At 35.7% G+C, this 15,257-nt stretch carries 14 protein-coding genes; 12 read left to right on the plus strand and 2 right to left on the minus strand.

Annotated features, from left to right (window positions below; translation table 11 throughout):
* Nucleotides 1-21 precede the first annotated feature (21 nt).
* The 11 genes from J2Z60_RS03570 to J2Z60_RS03620 all read left to right on the plus strand — a co-directional run bounded on the left by J2Z60_RS03570 (nt 22) and on the right by J2Z60_RS03620 (nt 11,385).
* A complete protein-coding gene (locus tag J2Z60_RS03570; protein WP_209686302.1) occupies nt 22-1,539 on the plus strand; it encodes an L-lactate permease in 1,518 nt (505 codons plus the stop codon).
* Between the two features lie 142 nt (nt 1,540-1,681).
* Entirely contained in the window at nt 1,682-3,214 is a 1,533-nt protein-coding gene (locus J2Z60_RS03575; protein WP_209686303.1) for a YfcC family protein, read from the plus strand.
* Nucleotides 3,215-3,296: 82 nt separating this feature from the next.
* Complete coding sequence (locus J2Z60_RS03580; protein ID WP_209686304.1) at nt 3,297-3,764, plus strand: Dps family protein; 468 nt, start codon at nt 3,297-3,299, stop codon at nt 3,762-3,764.
* A 94-nt stretch (nt 3,765-3,858) separates the two neighbouring features.
* Nucleotides 3,859-4,785 (plus strand): ribokinase, encoded by a 927-nt coding sequence (gene rbsK / locus J2Z60_RS03585; RefSeq protein WP_209686305.1) that lies wholly within the window; start codon nt 3,859-3,861, stop codon nt 4,783-4,785.
* On the plus strand, nt 4,785-5,480 hold the full coding sequence (rpiA, locus tag J2Z60_RS03590; protein ID WP_209686306.1) for a ribose-5-phosphate isomerase RpiA: 696 nt from the start codon (nt 4,785-4,787) through the stop codon (nt 5,478-5,480). The genes rbsK and rpiA overlap by 1 nt, the downstream gene beginning before the upstream one ends.
* A gap of 105 nt (nt 5,481-5,585) precedes the next feature.
* Nucleotides 5,586-6,509 (plus strand): nucleoside hydrolase, encoded by a 924-nt coding sequence (locus tag J2Z60_RS03595; protein ID WP_209686307.1) that lies wholly within the window; start codon nt 5,586-5,588, stop codon nt 6,507-6,509.
* The gene (locus J2Z60_RS03600) at nt 6,509-7,237 is read left to right on the plus strand and encodes a GntR family transcriptional regulator (RefSeq protein WP_209686308.1); all 729 of its coding nucleotides are present in this window, start codon (nt 6,509-6,511) and stop codon (nt 7,235-7,237) included. Before J2Z60_RS03595 ends, J2Z60_RS03600 begins: the two co-directional genes overlap by 1 nt.
* A 133-nt stretch (nt 7,238-7,370) precedes the next feature.
* Nucleotides 7,371-8,960 (plus strand): ATP-binding cassette domain-containing protein, encoded by a 1,590-nt coding sequence (locus J2Z60_RS03605; protein ID WP_209686309.1) that lies wholly within the window; start codon nt 7,371-7,373, stop codon nt 8,958-8,960.
* Nucleotides 8,961-10,544, plus strand: coding sequence for an ATP-binding cassette domain-containing protein (locus J2Z60_RS03610; RefSeq protein WP_209686310.1), 1,584 nt, complete (start codon nt 8,961-8,963; stop codon nt 10,542-10,544). It begins immediately after the preceding gene.
* A gap of 158 nt (nt 10,545-10,702) precedes the next feature.
* Complete coding sequence (locus tag J2Z60_RS03615; protein WP_209686311.1) at nt 10,703-11,185, plus strand: hypothetical protein; 483 nt, start codon at nt 10,703-10,705, stop codon at nt 11,183-11,185.
* A gap of 2 nt (nt 11,186-11,187) precedes the next feature.
* Nucleotides 11,188-11,385 (plus strand): helix-turn-helix transcriptional regulator, encoded by a 198-nt coding sequence (locus J2Z60_RS03620; protein WP_209686312.1) that lies wholly within the window; start codon nt 11,188-11,190, stop codon nt 11,383-11,385.
* A gap of 39 nt (nt 11,386-11,424) precedes the next feature.
* Here the strand turns inward: J2Z60_RS03620 and J2Z60_RS03625 are convergent, their stop codons facing one another.
* Together J2Z60_RS03625 and J2Z60_RS03630 are read right to left on the minus strand one after the other, a co-directional pair.
* On the minus strand, nt 11,425-11,757 hold the full coding sequence (locus J2Z60_RS03625; RefSeq protein WP_209686313.1) for a hypothetical protein: 333 nt from the start codon (nt 11,755-11,757) through the stop codon (nt 11,425-11,427).
* Nucleotides 11,754-12,524 carry a DeoR/GlpR family DNA-binding transcription regulator gene (locus J2Z60_RS03630; RefSeq protein ID WP_209686314.1) on the minus strand — a complete coding sequence of 257 codons (771 nt, stop codon included), beginning with the start codon at nt 12,522-12,524 and terminating at the stop codon, nt 11,754-11,756. Before J2Z60_RS03630 ends, J2Z60_RS03625 begins: the two co-directional genes overlap by 4 nt.
* Nucleotides 12,525-12,787: 263 nt before the next feature.
* Here J2Z60_RS03630 and J2Z60_RS03635 point away from each other — a divergent pair, with 263 nt between their 5' ends.
* A complete protein-coding gene (locus J2Z60_RS03635) occupies nt 12,788-15,193 on the plus strand; it encodes a phosphoketolase family protein (protein ID WP_209686315.1) in 2,406 nt (801 codons plus the stop codon).
* The last annotated feature ends 64 nt before the right edge of the window (nt 15,194-15,257 follow it).

A 15,257-nucleotide genomic window follows, 5' to 3' on the forward strand; every position in this document is an offset into this window, starting at 1 on the left:
AAATAAGAAAGGGTGAAATATATGTGGATTGAATTTATTTTCGCGCTTATTCCAATTATCTGGTTGATAATATCTTTAGGTGTAATCAAGATGCCGGCTTTTAAGGCATGTATTGCCGGTTTAGTAATTACAATTTTCCTAGCTATTATTTATTTCAAATTACCAGCTGTTGATACCTTTACTGGTGCGCTTGAAGGAATTGCTATGGGATTATGGCCGATTATCTATGTAATTATTGCGGCTCTTTTTACTTACAATATTTCTACTGAATCAGGTGCGATGAAGGTTATTCAAGGCTTGCTTAGTTCAATTACTACTGATATGCGGGTTTTAGTTTTAATTATCGCTTGGGGATTCGGTGGCTTTCTTGAAGCGATTGCTGGCTTTGGGACAGCTGTAGCTATTCCAGCGGGAATATTGATTGCTTTTGGATTAGATCCAATTAGAGCTTCAGTTATCTGTTTAATTGCCAATACTACTCCGACAGCTTTCGGTGCAATTGGATTACCTGTAATTACCTTGGCAGACGTTACACGCCTTAATTCGTTGAACTTGTCTTACGTTGTTACCTTGCAATTAGCAGTTCTGATTGCAATTATTCCATTCTTGTTGGTGGTTTTAACTAAGAATAGCTTAAAGGCGTTGAAGGGTGTAGTTTGGATTACCTTAATGTCAGGTTTATCCTTTGCCTTGCCACAAATTCTAGTGGCTAAGTTTATTGGACCAGAATTGCCAGCGATTGTAGGTTCAATAACTTGTTTAATCGTAACAATTGTCATGGCTAAAATGATGGGCGACAGTGATTCTAGTCAAAAGCACGAATACAATTTATCTGAAATTTTACGTGCTACTTCACCATTTATCTTAGTGTTTGTATTTGTTCTACTTGCTTCTTCACTGGTTAAGCCGATTAATGAATTTTTATCTTCATTTACGACCCATTTTCAAATTTATACTGGTAAGAATGCGGCTCCGTTCTCAATTAATTGGTTGTCTTCACCAGGTACTTTAATTTTGTTAGCGTCATTTATTGGTGGTGCAATTCAAGGTTTGAGTTTTAAGCGGATGATAACAATTCTAGCTACAACTATTAAGAATTTATGGAAGACAATTATCACCGTATGTTCAATCGTTGCCTTAGCTAAAGTAATGGGTTATGCTGGAATGACACAGGCCTTAGCGGTAGCCCTAGCAACAATGATGGGTCCAGTATACCCATTGATTGCTCCATTGATTGGTGCATTGGGGACTTTCATTACTGGTTCAGACACTTCTGCTAATGTATTATTCGGTAACTTACAATTATCGGCAGCTAAATCATTAGGAGTCAGCGCCAACTGGGTAGTTGGTTCTAACATGGTTGGAGCAACCGCTGGTAAGATGATCTCACCACAGAGTATAGCGGTAGCTGCTGCAGCAACTCAGCAGGAGGGAACCGAAGGCGAAATTCTTAAGCAAGTTTTGAAATGGTGTGGCCTTTACCTAGTAATTACTTGTTTGTTCTTATACCTAGTTGGTAAGGTAACGGGTCAATTATAATTGTTTTAACTTAATGTTATGAATAATTTTTTGAGGAGAGCTGAATATTTGATTCAGCTCTTTTTTTGTGAATGGCTACACAATTTCGATAAATAATCTTATAATAAATATATACAAATATATTTATAGAAAGAGTATCAGTATGAAAACTAAGTCAACAAAAAAGAAGCATCAATTTCCAACTGCTTATACTGTAATTATTGTTGTTCTGTTATTGGTACAGGTGCTAACATTTTTTATACCAGCAGGAGATTATGCAACAATTGCATATAATTCAGCAGATAATAACTTTATTGTGACTAAACCTAACGGCAAAAAAGTAAAGGCTCCAGCTACGCAAGGAACTCTAAATAGATATAAGGTTAAATTAAGTGTTAACAAGTTCAAAAATGGCACAATTTATAAACCAGTCGCAATCCCTAATTCTTATGAAAAAATTGATGTCAAAAAGCCATCTTTTTGGCAAGCGATTTATCAATTTTTGTCATCGCAAGTAAATGGTATTGCTCAAAGCATTGATATTATTGCTTTCGTACTAATTTTAGGTGGCTGTATTGGGATAGTTCATGCTAATGGCGCAATTGATGCTGGTATGGCGGCTCTGTCTGAAAGAATCAAGGGAAAGCAAGTTCTGTTAATTATTATAGTAATGGGATTAATTGCAATTGGTGGCACGACATTTGGGCTAGCTGAAGAAACTATGGCATTCTATCCTATTTTAATACCAGTATTCTTACTGGCAGGTTTTGATAGGATGACAGTAGTTGCGACTATATTCTTAGGCACAAGTATTGGTTCAATGGCATCAACTACCAATCCTTTCTCAACAGTTATTGCTTCTAATACTGCAGGCATTAATTTTACTGATGCTTTGCCATTAAGAATTGCCATGTGGTTGACATGCCTTATCGTGGGAATGATATATGTTATCCGCTATGCTAAAAAAGTTCAAAAAGATCCTAAAGCATCCTATGTTTATGATGAATTTAATCAAGAAGATCAAAAATATTTAAATGCTGATAGTAGCGAGAAGCAAAAATTTACTTGGCGTCAAAAACTTACCCTGATTATTTTTGCCTTAGCATTCATAATTATGATTTGGGGTGTCCAACAAAAGGGCTGGTATTTTACAGAAATATCAGTAGTCTTTTTAGCAACAGCTTATATCTTTGCGCTAGTTTCAGGTTTAAATGAGCAAAAATTCATTACTAGTTTTGTTAATGGAGCTGCGGACCTATTAGGAGTTGCATTAACTATTGGTCTTGCTCGCTCTGTGTCAATTGTAATGGAAGATAGTCACACTAGTGATACGATAATGTATTTCTTTAGCAAGCAAATTAGTGGGATGCCACCGTTACTCTTTATTTGGGTAATGTTCTTAGTTTATATTGTCTTAGGATTCTTCATTCAGTCGTCTTCTGGCCTAGCTGTATTATCAATGCCGATTATGGCTCCGCTTGCTAATGTTGTAGGTATTGACCGAGCAAGTATCATTGATGCTTATAATTGGGGACAAGGATTTATTTCTCTACTTGCGCCAACTGGTTTGATCTTAATGAGCTTGATGATGGTCAATATCGGCTTTGACAAGTGGTTCAAATTTTGCTGGAAGTTATTAGTAATTGAGTTTGGCATCTGTCTTGGATTTTTAGCTTTAGGCTTAGTAGTTTACTGAGTCGTATAATTTATACTTTATTCAAAAAAGAACTATAATAAAGCTAAAGTAATATTCTAGTTAATTTATAGGAGGTACTTTTATGAGATTTCCAAAAACAGGCGAAGCATTAAATGAGGTTCTTGCAGATTTAACTCAAGCACACATGGTTGTCCACCAACACCACTGGTACATGTTGGGACACCGCTTTATTAAAATTCACTTCTACTTGGATCATGTTATGGATGAGTTAGCTGAGCAACAAGATGATGTTGCAGAACGTTTGATTGAAATTAATGGTAGCCCAATCTCAACCTTTGAAGAAGTATTAGAAAAGACTAATATTCCTGACCGTAAGGGTGATTGGGAATTAAGCATGGATGAACATCTTCAAATCATCTTAGATGCTTACAAGCAATTAAAGGCTGATTATGAAAAGGCAATTAAGATCAGTGCTGATGAAGGTGATGACTCTACTAATGATATGTTAATCGGCTTCCATACTGACATTGAAAAGCGTATCTGGATCTTAGCTGCTGAACTTGGCCAACGTCCAGGTGACGGTGAATAAGATTATAGTGAATAATTGAGCAAGGCACCCAATAATGGGTGTCTTTTTGTTATAATAAAGTAAATGCACTAGAAAGGTAATAATGGTGTTAATTATGAATAAGATTACTATTGTTGGCTCGATTAATGTTGATAGTATTTTACATATCAAAAATTTACCTCAGCCTGGTGAAACCATTGCGATGACTACCTTTTCTCAAGCCGCTGGTGGTAAGGGAGCTAATCAAGCAGTAGCTGCAGCTCGAGCAGGTAGTCGTGTGGTCTTTGTAGGGCGAGTTGGTGCTGATGATCATGGAAAATTGATGCTTAAAGAGTTCAAAGATAATAATATTGATACTAACCATGTGATAGTTACACATAATCAACAAACTGGGCAAGCCTATATCTTATTACAAGAAAGTGGTCAAAATTCAATCATTATTCAACATGGGTCTAACTTTGATGTTACTGCTGAAGATGTTAGAGAAGCTAAGGACGAAATTTCTACTAGCGATTTTGTAATAGCTCAATTCGAAACACCTGTTGAAGCAACTATCGAAGCTTTTAAAATTGCTCATGAAGCTGGTAAGACTACAATTCTGAATCCGGCACCGGCGATGAAACAAATTCCGCAAGAATTATTAGAATTGACTGATTTAATTACTCCTAACGAAACCGAGAGTCAAGCAATTACTGGTATCGAAATTACTAACCAAGAATCAATGGCTCAAAGTGCAGCATACTTCCACAATTTAGGCATTAAGGGTGTGATTATTACTATTGGTGCTAATGGATCTTACGTATCAATGGGTGACTTAAATGAAATTGTACCAGCATTTAAAGTAAAAGCAGTTGACACCACTGCAGCTGGAGATACCTTTATTGGCGCTTTGGCAAGTGAACTTAATAGTGACTTAAGTAACTTAAAAGAGAGTATAATTTACGCATCTAAGTCATCATCATTTACTGTTCAAAAGTTAGGCGCCTTTCCGTCAATTCCAAGTCGTAGTGTTGTAGAGCAAGCATCAAGGGATGAAAAATAATGGATAAGAAACAACAAGATCAACTAAAAAAAGAAGCTGCAACTAAGGCAGCAATGATGGTAGAGTCTGGTTCTGTATTAGGAGTTGGAACGGGTTCTACCGTGGCTTTCTTTATTGATGCTTTAGGTAAGCGTAAGGATGAAGAAGGCTTCCGTTTAAAGCATATTGTAACTACTTCTAATCGTAGTAAAAAACAATTGGAAGGACTAGGATTTAAAGTTGATGAATTGGCAAATATTGATCAGGCCGACCTAACCGTTGACGGTGCTGATAGAGTAGATGACAATCTAGATGGAATTAAGGGTGGCGGCGGTGCCTTAACTTTAGAAAAGAATGTCGCAATTAATTCTAAAAAGATTATTTGGATTGTCGATGAAAGTAAGCTGGTCCAACAACTTAGTGGCTTTCCACTTCCAGTAGAAGTATTGCCGATTTCATGTGAACAAAATTTTAAAAAGTTTGCTTCTCAAGGTCTTAAACCTAAATTTAGGTTAGCTGAAGATGGCAAGCGTTATGTAACTCATTACGGTAATTACATTATAGATCTTTATGCTGATCCTATCCCAGTACCAGCAGGTTTAGCTGATTATCTTGACCATACGGTAGGAGTAGTTGAACATGGATTATTCTTGAATATGTGTGATGAAGTAATTATTGCTCATAGCGACGGCACTATCGAAGACAAGAGAAAGTAATAGCTAGCAAAAAGACTTGGAAAAATCTTTCAAGTCTTTTTTTGTTTTTAAAGATAGTTCATAATGAATCTAGATACTTTTCTAATAGAAAGGAACTATAATTTTATGACAAAAAAGCCAGTTATTCTTAGTACTGACCCTGGTATTGATGATGTTGCTGCAATGACAATTAGCTTGTTTGATAAAGAGATTGATTTAAGAATGATTGTAGCAACTTGGGGTAATGTAGAATTAAAATATACCTTACAAAATGCTTTAGGATTAGAAACCTTCTTGCATACTAGGGTACCTGTAGTTAGAGGAGCTAATCAACCATTAGTGCGTCCTGCAATTAGTGCAGCCAGTGTTCATGGGAAGACTGGAATTGCGGGTTATGAGTTTAAAAATTTTGATCAGAGCTTATTAAAGCCAGGACTAGCTGCAACTTTAATGCATGAAGAAATTCAAACTAGTCCAGAAAAAATCACCTTGATGGGGATTGGACCGCTAACTGACTATGCTTTACTGTTTAAGCAGTATCCAGAAGACTTAGCTAAAATCGAAAAGATTGTTATTATGGGTGGTAATATTGGTCATGGTAACCATAGTCCTTTTGCGGAATATAATATTGCTGGTGACCCTGAAGCAGCCCAAGTAGTCTTTCAATCTGGAATTCCTATTCAAGTAGCACCACTTGAGATTGGTAACCAAGCACATGTAACTAGTGAGCAGTTAGATCGAGTTAAGGCTTGCGGCGAAGTAGGTCAGATGCTATACAGTATGTTTGCCAATATTCACGAAACAGATGGTAGTAACCAAATAAAAATATATGACCCAACGGCTGTAGGAATTCTTGTGCGTCCTGATCTTTACACATTTAAGCCTGCCCATGTAGAAATTGAATTAGCTGGTAAGTTTACTGCAGGTGCAAGTGCAATGGACTTTTTGAGTGAGCAGCCAAATGCGGAAATTGCAACTAAGGTTAAGACTGCTGAATTTGCAGATTGGTTTATTGAGGCAATCAAGATTGCTAATGAAGGAAGAAAGTAATGGCAGATTTAGTTTATCGTGTGGTAATGCATGATATTAAGAAGAAGATTATAAATAATGAGTATCCCGAGATGCGTTTGCCTGATGAACGTAGCTTAAGTGAACAATATCAAGTAAGCCGTTCTTCAATGAAGCGTGCTTTAGGATTACTAGCCCAGCAAGGAATTATCTTTAAAAAGCGTGGTAGTGGAACTTTTATTAATCCACTATATTTAAAAAATCAGTCTTTATTTAAGTATGAAGGTTCCAACTTAGGTATTACTGATTCATTTAAAATGCCTGGCAAGAAGCAGAGCATTGAATTACTTGATTATCAAGTAGTTAAGACTGATGAAGAATTGAAGCAAGACTTATTTTTAAAGGATTCAGATTTTGTTTATAAAATTAAGCGTCTGCGCCTATTAGACGATCAGCCTTTCTTAATAGAAACAGGCTATATCCCCATTAAGATAGCTCCAGAATTAACGCCAGATATTTTAAAGAGTTCGCTCTTTAATTATTTAGAAGATACTCAGGGTAAGACAGTTACTAGGTCATTTTTAACTATTACTGTTGAACCATCTAACCTAGATGATCAAGCTAAGCTAATGCTAGCACCAAATGAGCCGGTTGGAATTATGTCGGGTATTTTCTTTTTAGATGATGGTACTCCATTTGAAGTTTCAAATATGAGAATTCATTATAAATACATGAAGTACAATACTTTTGTTAATTTGAGTCAAGAGTAGGCTCAGGATAGGCATGTTGTTTAACAGCATGCTTATTTTTTTACTTAAAAAATGTGTGCTAAATAAAAAAAACATGGTAAAATTAAAAATAAAAAATATTAAATATAGAATTTGATAAAGTGGGAGGAGAAGAATGAAAGTAAAATATTTATTTAGGATTAATGCTTTTAGATTTTGGTTAATAATGTTAATCACGCTCTTGGCCAAAGCTGCGACTGCTGCAAGTCAATATATGGAGAAGCCAACATTTAACTATCTAAATAAAGGTGAACTGGATAAGACAATTTTATTTTTTGTATTAAGTGCAGTTCTTGCTTTAGTAGGGATGTTATTGTCTACTTTTTCGATAGTTTCTTATAATCGTCAAATACAGGAATGTTTTCATTTTTTAAGAAATAAAATTACTCAGAATTTTTTTAATAAGAATAATCAGTCAGTATCTGAGATGGAAAATATTTTAAGTAATAACTTTGACATGCTAGATAAAAATTATGCCCAACCTATTTATGAGATTATCTATAATACATTCGCCTTATTATTTTCGATTGGTATAATCTTGACTGTTAATTGGACTTTTTTGGTTATTATAGCTGTATTAACGATTATTAATTTATTATTACCTAAGATTTTTGAAAAGAAATTGAGTGAAGCTAACGAAAAAATCTCATTTCAAAATAATAAATTATTAAAGACAATTGATCACTGGCTAGGTGGACTAGCAGAACTTCAGCGCTATGGCGTCTTTGGCTATTTAGCTAATAAGATGAGTCAAGCCGATCAAGAGCTAGAGGATAGTAATGTTTATGAAACAAAGATTGAGTCAATATCTTACTTCATTAGTGGTATTGGTAATGGCGCTGCTCAGATCATTATTAGCGTCTGGAGTGGGATTTTATTCTTTCAAAATAAAATTTCTCTAGGGTCCGCAATGATGATAAGTAGTTTTGCTTTTACAATTTTTAATACAGTTTGGGTTTATGCTCAAGCAATTACTCAATTTAAAGGTATTAAGAAAGTTAACGAACAAATGCTTAATCTGGAACAAGAAGTTGCTGTCGATAAGAACAAGTCTGATAACGATTGGCAAGAATTACAAATTTCTAACTTGAAGATGAAGTATCCTGATGGTGAAGAGATCTTATATCCTGATATGAAGATTAAGCAAGGTGAAAAAGTATTACTTAGTGGCGATTCTGGCACAGGAAAGTCAACTTTGTTCAAGCTTATTTTAGGACAATTGAAGCCTATTGGTGGTGAAATTAAATTTATCAATCAAGCGGGACAAAAAATACAACCCGATTTAGAGAAGATAGGTTATCTAGCTCAAGATGCTAAACTATTTCCTGCTTCAATTGCTGATAATATTACTATGTTTAATCAAAAGCTATCTAATAAACTGGAAAAAGTTATTGAAAAAGTGCAATTTAACCAAGATATTGCTTCCTTTACAAATGGAATAGAAACACAAGTTGATTTGGATGCTGATAACTTATCTGGTGGTCAAAAACAAAAGGTTATCTTGGCACGTAGCACAATTCATAATAGTAACTTTATCTTGATGGATGAAGCAACGAGTGCAATTGATAGTGTAGCTACAGAAAAGATTTTACAAAATATTCTAAATTCTGATGCGACAGTAATTATGATTGCGCATAACTTTAATAATAAGATGAGGTCAATGTTTGATCGTGAAATTCATTTAAAAGGAAGGGAGGAAGAGTAAATGTCATTTAGAGGACTATTCAAGACTAATCCGGTTTTATTTGTTTTAGCTTCACTAGGATTTTTTTTAGCTGGAGCTACTGCAATTGGTGGTAGTTGGCTGTTAATGTACGATATAACTGCGATGCAGCAGCGTCAGTGGCATACTTGGGTAATTTTGATAATTTGGGAAGCTGTTATTTTGGGTGGATCTTATTACTTTAGTCAGGTAGGGGCATACTTTTGGAATAAGGTTACCCAGCAATATAATCATCGAGTTAGGGACAGTATAATTAAGCATTATTATGATGATGGCGCCAAACATTCTGTAGCTCAAATGCAAAATCGCCTAATCACTGATATAAAAAATGTTGATGTTCAATATTTTCAGCCTTTTAGCAATATTTTGTACGGCGCTTCACTAATCTTTTTTTCAATTGTTGTTACAGCCTCAATTAATTTGACACTATTAGTGGTAACTTTGATAGCAGTTGGATTATCAATTTATCTACCTAAGTTACTTGATAAGATGCTAACCAAGTCGTTTTCTAATATTTCTGATACAACCAAGATCTATCTAAAGACAATCGGTCAATGGGCTGATGGAATTAATGAACTACGTCGTTACTTAGCCGGAGAAAAGTTCCTCTCTGTTATGGCAAATGCATCTAAGCAGGTTGAAGATGCTAAAGTTAATCAGATAAAGACCAACCAGACAGTTATTTTTCTAAATAAGGTAGTTGGGGTGGTTTTGAACTTGGCGCTTTCAGTTTATACTGCAATTTTAATTAAAAATAATCTGGCAGTTTTTGGAGCAATTGTCACAATTGGTAACTTGCAGTTCTATATTTCTCAAGGAATTCAAAGTATTGGTGGTAGCTGGGGAATGATGAAGGCAACCAAGGAAATACGGGATCAGCTGTTTGATACTAGTAAAATTATTAAGAAAAAGACAAAACTGCATGGTCAGATTGCTGCAGGATTTGCTGGCAAGGATTTGAGTGTTGCCTTTCCTAATGGAGAAACACTAACTTTTCCAGATTTTGCCGTTAGACCAGGCGAAAAAGTTTTATTGACAGGTGATTCAGGTGCTGGAAAGTCCACCTTATTCAAAGTCTTGCTTGGTGAGATTAAACCTGCAAGCGGTCGAGTAGAATACTTTGATGAAGATGGTGAACAAATAGAACCCGATTTAGCTAAGATTGGTTATATTGCTCAAACGCCAAGGCTTTTTCCGGATACGATTGAAAATAATATTACCATGTTTAGTTCTGAGTTAAGTGGCGCAGTTAATGGAATACTTGATGAAGTGGAATTTTCTGCTGATATTAAAAAATTTCCGAATGGTATCCAAGAAAAGATAGATCTAGATAAATTAAACATTTCTGGTGGCCAAAGGCAAAAAATTGTTCTTGCTAGAGCTAAGATTCATGATAGTGAGATTATCTTGATTGATGAAGGAACTAGTGCCATTGACCAAAACGCAACAATGAAGATTTTAAGAAACTTACTTAAGTCAGAAGCGACAATCTTCTTTATTGCTCATAATCTTAGTCAAGAAATGATCGACTTATTTGATCATCGAATTAATTTAAGTAAGAGCTAAAGTTCTAAAATAGACGTAACTTATATTTATAGTTGCGTCTATTTTTATGTACTTTTAGTAAAATATAAAAGAATGAAAGTAAAATATAGTTTACATTTTTCATACATGAGATATAATATATTTAAAAAGTTAAGTAATAAAAATTTGGAGGTACAAAAATGGATATGGGTGTAGCTATCGTTGGCATATTTATGATAATTATAGGTTTTATGGTTGTAATGATCCTTATCAAGAAAAAAGGCAATTTCGATGAGCGCCAAGAAATAATACGTGGGAGAGGATATAAGTATGGCTTCATAACAACTGATCTTTTAGCATTAGCAATACTATATATAAATATTACTAGTTACAAAATATCAACTGTAATAGCAATATCTTTATCGATAATTATTGGAGCTGTAGTAACAAGCATTTATGATATATTTAATCATGCTTACTTTCGTGTGAGTGACAAGCGAGGGACTTCGATGGGAGCTGTATTCTTACTCATGGGGGTATGCTATGCTTATATTACCTTACAAGATTGGACATCTGCTTATTGGGATAGCAATGTTATAGCAATAGCTGTGTCTATTTATTTTATTTTGGTAGGTATTACAATCTTATTCGTTAAGATTAAAGATAGACGTGATGATGAATAATTATGAAGAACCTAAGAATGAAGGCAGCACGTGCTGGTAAAGATTTATCCCAAGAAGATCTAGCTAATCTTGTTAATGTATCAAGGCAAACAATTTCAGCCATTGAGAAGGGTAACTACAATCCAACTATAAATTTATGTATTAGAATTTGCCAAGCATTGGGGAAAACTTTAGATGAGTTGTTTTGGCCAAAAGAATAGAAATAACGTCCCTTGGGAGAAAAGGGACGTTATTTTTATCTACTTAAATTGATTTGTAGAATCAAGGGGACTTAAATAAACGAAATTTAGATGAGTTCTACGACATAAATCAAAAACTTTTTTCATCTTTTCGCTTTGTTCAGGACTAACATATAATCCTCTTAATGTAGTTCGTGCTTGCAAAAAAAGTATTAACTTATTTGCCCAAGCATAAGGATGATCACCTCTTTCCACCTTTCTTTGTACACGAATAATTGCATCGGTAAGTGGAAAGTAACTTGGTCCAAAACTCTTGTCGAAGCTAGTAAATAGCTCATCTAATGCATGCGATAATTCTTGAATTTGGGACCGTTTCTTTGATAAATTAATCATTTTGATTCCTCCATAACATGAATTATACGAATGTTAGGCTTAAACCAACTTTTCCATCGCGGGATAAGAGGGACATCACTGATTATGGTGTCGACTTGATTTAAACTTTCGACTTTGAAAGGAGAAGAATTAGTATTAGTGAATTTATATTTTTCAGCAAATAATACTACGCGATCGCTTAATTCGATTGCTCGCCTAGTAATAGCGGCATCGGCTTGATTAGCTATATAAAAGCCATTTTCATCAACTTTAGCTGCACCGACAAATGCAGTGTCAAAGTGATAGTGGTCAAGTTCTTCTAAAGAATAGGGCGATGAAATATAGCGATTAGTTGCTTGAACCCTGCCGCCTAAAATGTTAACGGCTGGAAGCTCTTCAACGCTTAAATTCATTGCATTATCTAAAGAGTTGGTCACAATAGCCGCATTTAAACCATGGATTTGATTACAAAGCTGAGCAATCGTTGTTGATGGAGCAAAGTAGTACAGTCTTCCGGGATTAAGCAAGTTCTTACCAGCTTGGGCCATCTTTAACTTAATGGGTGACAAAATATGCTTACGTGTTAAGTAACTAGGAACTTGATTGGTATTAAGGGACATAATTCCGCCGTGAGTCCGCATTGCTTGCCCCGTAGTAGTTAGGCGCAATACGTCACGGCGAGCAGTGTCAAACGATACATCGAAGCGTTTGGCGATTTCTCTAGTTTTTAAGTGCTTTTTGTCAGCTAGTATTTTTTTGATTTCGGATAATCTTTCTTTTTGTTCCATCATTTTCTCCTTTCACTAATAAAATATCATGGAAAAGTGCTTTTTTACGCATTCATAAGGATTAGATAAGTGTTATTAAGTATATTAGCACTTAAATACTGATAAGCATGCATAAAATACTTGATTTAACAATAATTACTGATTAAAAGTACTTAAATTAATTGGACCGTCCCAATAATTTAAATGGTTGAATTTTTAATATAAATGCTCTAAAATATGAATTAACAAGATTAACTTATATGTTTTTATAAGGAGAAAAAATCATGGCAGTAAATTACGATACTAAAGATTACTTAAAGAGTGTTGACGCTTATTGGCGCGCTGCAAATTATCTTTCTGTTGGTCAATTGTTCTTAATGGATAATCCGCTCTTAAAGCGAGAGTTAAAGGCTGAAGATGTCAAGCCTAAGCCTATTGGACACTGGGGCACAATTGTACCGCAAAACTTTATTTATGCTCACTTGAACCGTGCCATTAAGAAGTATGACTTGAACATGTTCTATATCGAAGGTTCAGGTCATGGTGGTCAGGTAATGGTTTCCAATTCATATCTTGATGGCTCTTATACTGAAAGATACCCAGAGATCACCCAAGATGAAAAGGGAATGGCTAAGTTATTTAAGCAATTTAGTTTCCCAGGTGGTGTAGCTAGCCATGCTGCTCCAGAAACCCCTGGTTCAATTCATGAAGGTGGAGAATTGGGGTACTCATTATCTCATGGTGTTGGTGCTATCTTAGATAATCCAGATGTGATTGCCGCTGTTGAAATTGGTGATGGTGAATCGGAAACTGGTCCATTAGCTGCTTCATGGTTCTCAAGTAAGTTCATCAACCCGATTAAAGATGGGGCAGTAATGCCAATCTTACAAATTAATGGTTATAAGATTTCTAATCCAACAATTGTTTCTAGGATGAGTGATGAGGACTTAACCAAGTACTTCGAAGGATTGGGCTGGAAGCCTTACTTTGTTTCTGCATATACTGGCGGCGAGTTCGATGGTTATAAAGACCACATGCAAGTTCACGAAGAAATGGCTAAGGTCATGGATGAAGTTGTAGAAGAGATTAAGTCAATTCAAAAGAACGCCCGTGAAAATAACGACGATTCACAAGTTAAGTGGCCAATGATTGTCTTTAGGGTTCCTAAGGGATGGACTGGACCTAAATTTGACTTAGATGGTAACCCAATTGAAAACAGCTTCCGTGCCCACCAAATTCCAATCCCAGTTGCACAAGGTGACATGACTCGTAAAGAAATGCTTACTGATTGGATGGAGAGCTATAAGCCAGAAGAGTTATTTAATGAAGATGGTTCACCAAAAGATATAGTATTGGAAAATACTCTTGAAGGTGACCAAAGAATGGCAATGAATCCTGTTACTAACGGCGGCATTAATCCAAAAGATCTAAACATGCCAGAATACAGAGATTATGCAATTAAATTTGATAAGCCAGGCTCAGTTGAAAAGCAGGATATGGCTGAATGGGCTAAGTATTTAGACAAGATGGCAGAATTGAACCCAACTAACTTCCGTGGCTTTGGTCCTGATGAATCTAAGTCTAACCGCTTATTCCAATTGCTTGATAGTCAAAAGCGTCAATGGATGGAAAGCATCCATACTCCAAATGATGAGAACTTGAACCATGAAGGACGCTTGATTGATTCTCAATTATCAGAACACCAAGACGAAGGCTGGCTTGAAGGCTATGTCTTGACTGGGCGTCACGGCTTCTTTGCTACTTATGAGGCATTTGGCCGGGTAGTAGATTCAATGCTTACCCAACATATGAAGTGGCTACGTAAGGCTAAGGAACAATCTTGGCGCCATGATTATCCGGCATTGAACCTGGTTGATACTTCAACAGTATTCCAGCAAGATCATAATGGTTATACCCACCAAGATCCAGGTATGCTTACTCACTTATATGAAAAGAATCGTCCAGATCTAATTCATGAGTACTTGCCAGCTGATACTAACTCATTGTTGGCAGTATCTGATAAAGCATTTAGGGATCGTGAATGCATTAATGTTTTAGTAACTTCTAAACAACCGCGCCCACAATGGTTCTCAATCGAAGAAGCTAAGAAGTTAGTAGACAAGGGATTAGGTTATGTTGATTGGGCTTCGACAGATCAAGGCAGCAAGCCTGATGTAATCTTTGCCTCAACTGGTACTGAACCAACCATTGAAGCTTTGGCCGCAATTGACTTACTTCATAAGAAGTTCCCAGACTTGAAAATTCGCTACATTAATGTAATTGATGTAATGAAGATGATGGCTCCTGAGAAGAATCCAAATGCTATCAGCAATGAAGAGTTTGATCGACTTTTCCCTAAGGAAACTCCAGTAATCTTTGCTTGGCATGGCTTTAAGTCAATGATGGAATCTATCTGGTTTGACAGGGGTCGCAATAAGGATGACGTTCACATTCATGGCTACGAAGAAAATGGTGACATTACAACTCCATTCGATATGCGTGTCCTTAACCATATGGATCGTTTCGACTTGGCTAAAGATGCAGTTGAATCAGTTGCTTCATTAGCAGAGAAGAACGTAAACTTCATCAGTGAAATGGACGACTTACTTGCTAAGCACCACCAATATATTCGTGATAACGGTAGGGATATTCCTGAAGTTACCGAATGGAAATGGCAAGGTTTAAAATAAAATTTTAAAAATAAATTACAAAAAGATAAGGGATTTTTTGAATATTCTTTATCTTTTTTATTGC

Origin of the sequence: Lactobacillus colini (assembly GCF_017874575.1) — a bacterium.
Lineage (GTDB): Bacteria > Bacillota > Bacilli > Lactobacillales > Lactobacillaceae > Lactobacillus > Lactobacillus colini.

Bases quoted from the DNA above. Each gene is read 5' to 3' on its own strand.
- J2Z60_RS03570 (WP_209686302.1), top strand. From the start codon at position 22: ATGTGGATTGAATTTATTTTCGCGCTTATTCCAATTATCTGGTTGATA.
- J2Z60_RS03575 (WP_209686303.1), top strand. From the start codon at position 1,682: ATGAAAACTAAGTCAACAAAAAAGAAGCATCAATTTCCAACTGCTTAT.
- J2Z60_RS03580 (WP_209686304.1), top strand. From the start codon at position 3,297: ATGAGATTTCCAAAAACAGGCGAAGCATTAAATGAGGTTCTTGCAGAT.
- rbsK (WP_209686305.1), top strand. From the start codon at position 3,859: ATGAATAAGATTACTATTGTTGGCTCGATTAATGTTGATAGTATTTTA.
- rpiA (WP_209686306.1), top strand. From the start codon at position 4,785: ATGGATAAGAAACAACAAGATCAACTAAAAAAAGAAGCTGCAACTAAG.
- J2Z60_RS03595 (WP_209686307.1), top strand. From the start codon at position 5,586: ATGACAAAAAAGCCAGTTATTCTTAGTACTGACCCTGGTATTGATGAT.
- J2Z60_RS03600 (WP_209686308.1), top strand. From the start codon at position 6,509: ATGGCAGATTTAGTTTATCGTGTGGTAATGCATGATATTAAGAAGAAG.
- J2Z60_RS03605 (WP_209686309.1), top strand. From the start codon at position 7,371: ATGAAAGTAAAATATTTATTTAGGATTAATGCTTTTAGATTTTGGTTA.
- J2Z60_RS03610 (WP_209686310.1), top strand. From the start codon at position 8,961: ATGTCATTTAGAGGACTATTCAAGACTAATCCGGTTTTATTTGTTTTA.
- J2Z60_RS03615 (WP_209686311.1), top strand. From the start codon at position 10,703: ATGGATATGGGTGTAGCTATCGTTGGCATATTTATGATAATTATAGGT.
- J2Z60_RS03620 (WP_209686312.1), top strand. From the start codon at position 11,188: ATGAAGAACCTAAGAATGAAGGCAGCACGTGCTGGTAAAGATTTATCC.
- J2Z60_RS03625 (WP_209686313.1), bottom strand. From the start codon at position 11,757: ATGATTAATTTATCAAAGAAACGGTCCCAAATTCAAGAATTATCGCAT.
- J2Z60_RS03630 (WP_209686314.1), bottom strand. From the start codon at position 12,524: ATGGAACAAAAAGAAAGATTATCCGAAATCAAAAAAATACTAGCTGAC.
- J2Z60_RS03635 (WP_209686315.1), top strand. From the start codon at position 12,788: ATGGCAGTAAATTACGATACTAAAGATTACTTAAAGAGTGTTGACGCT.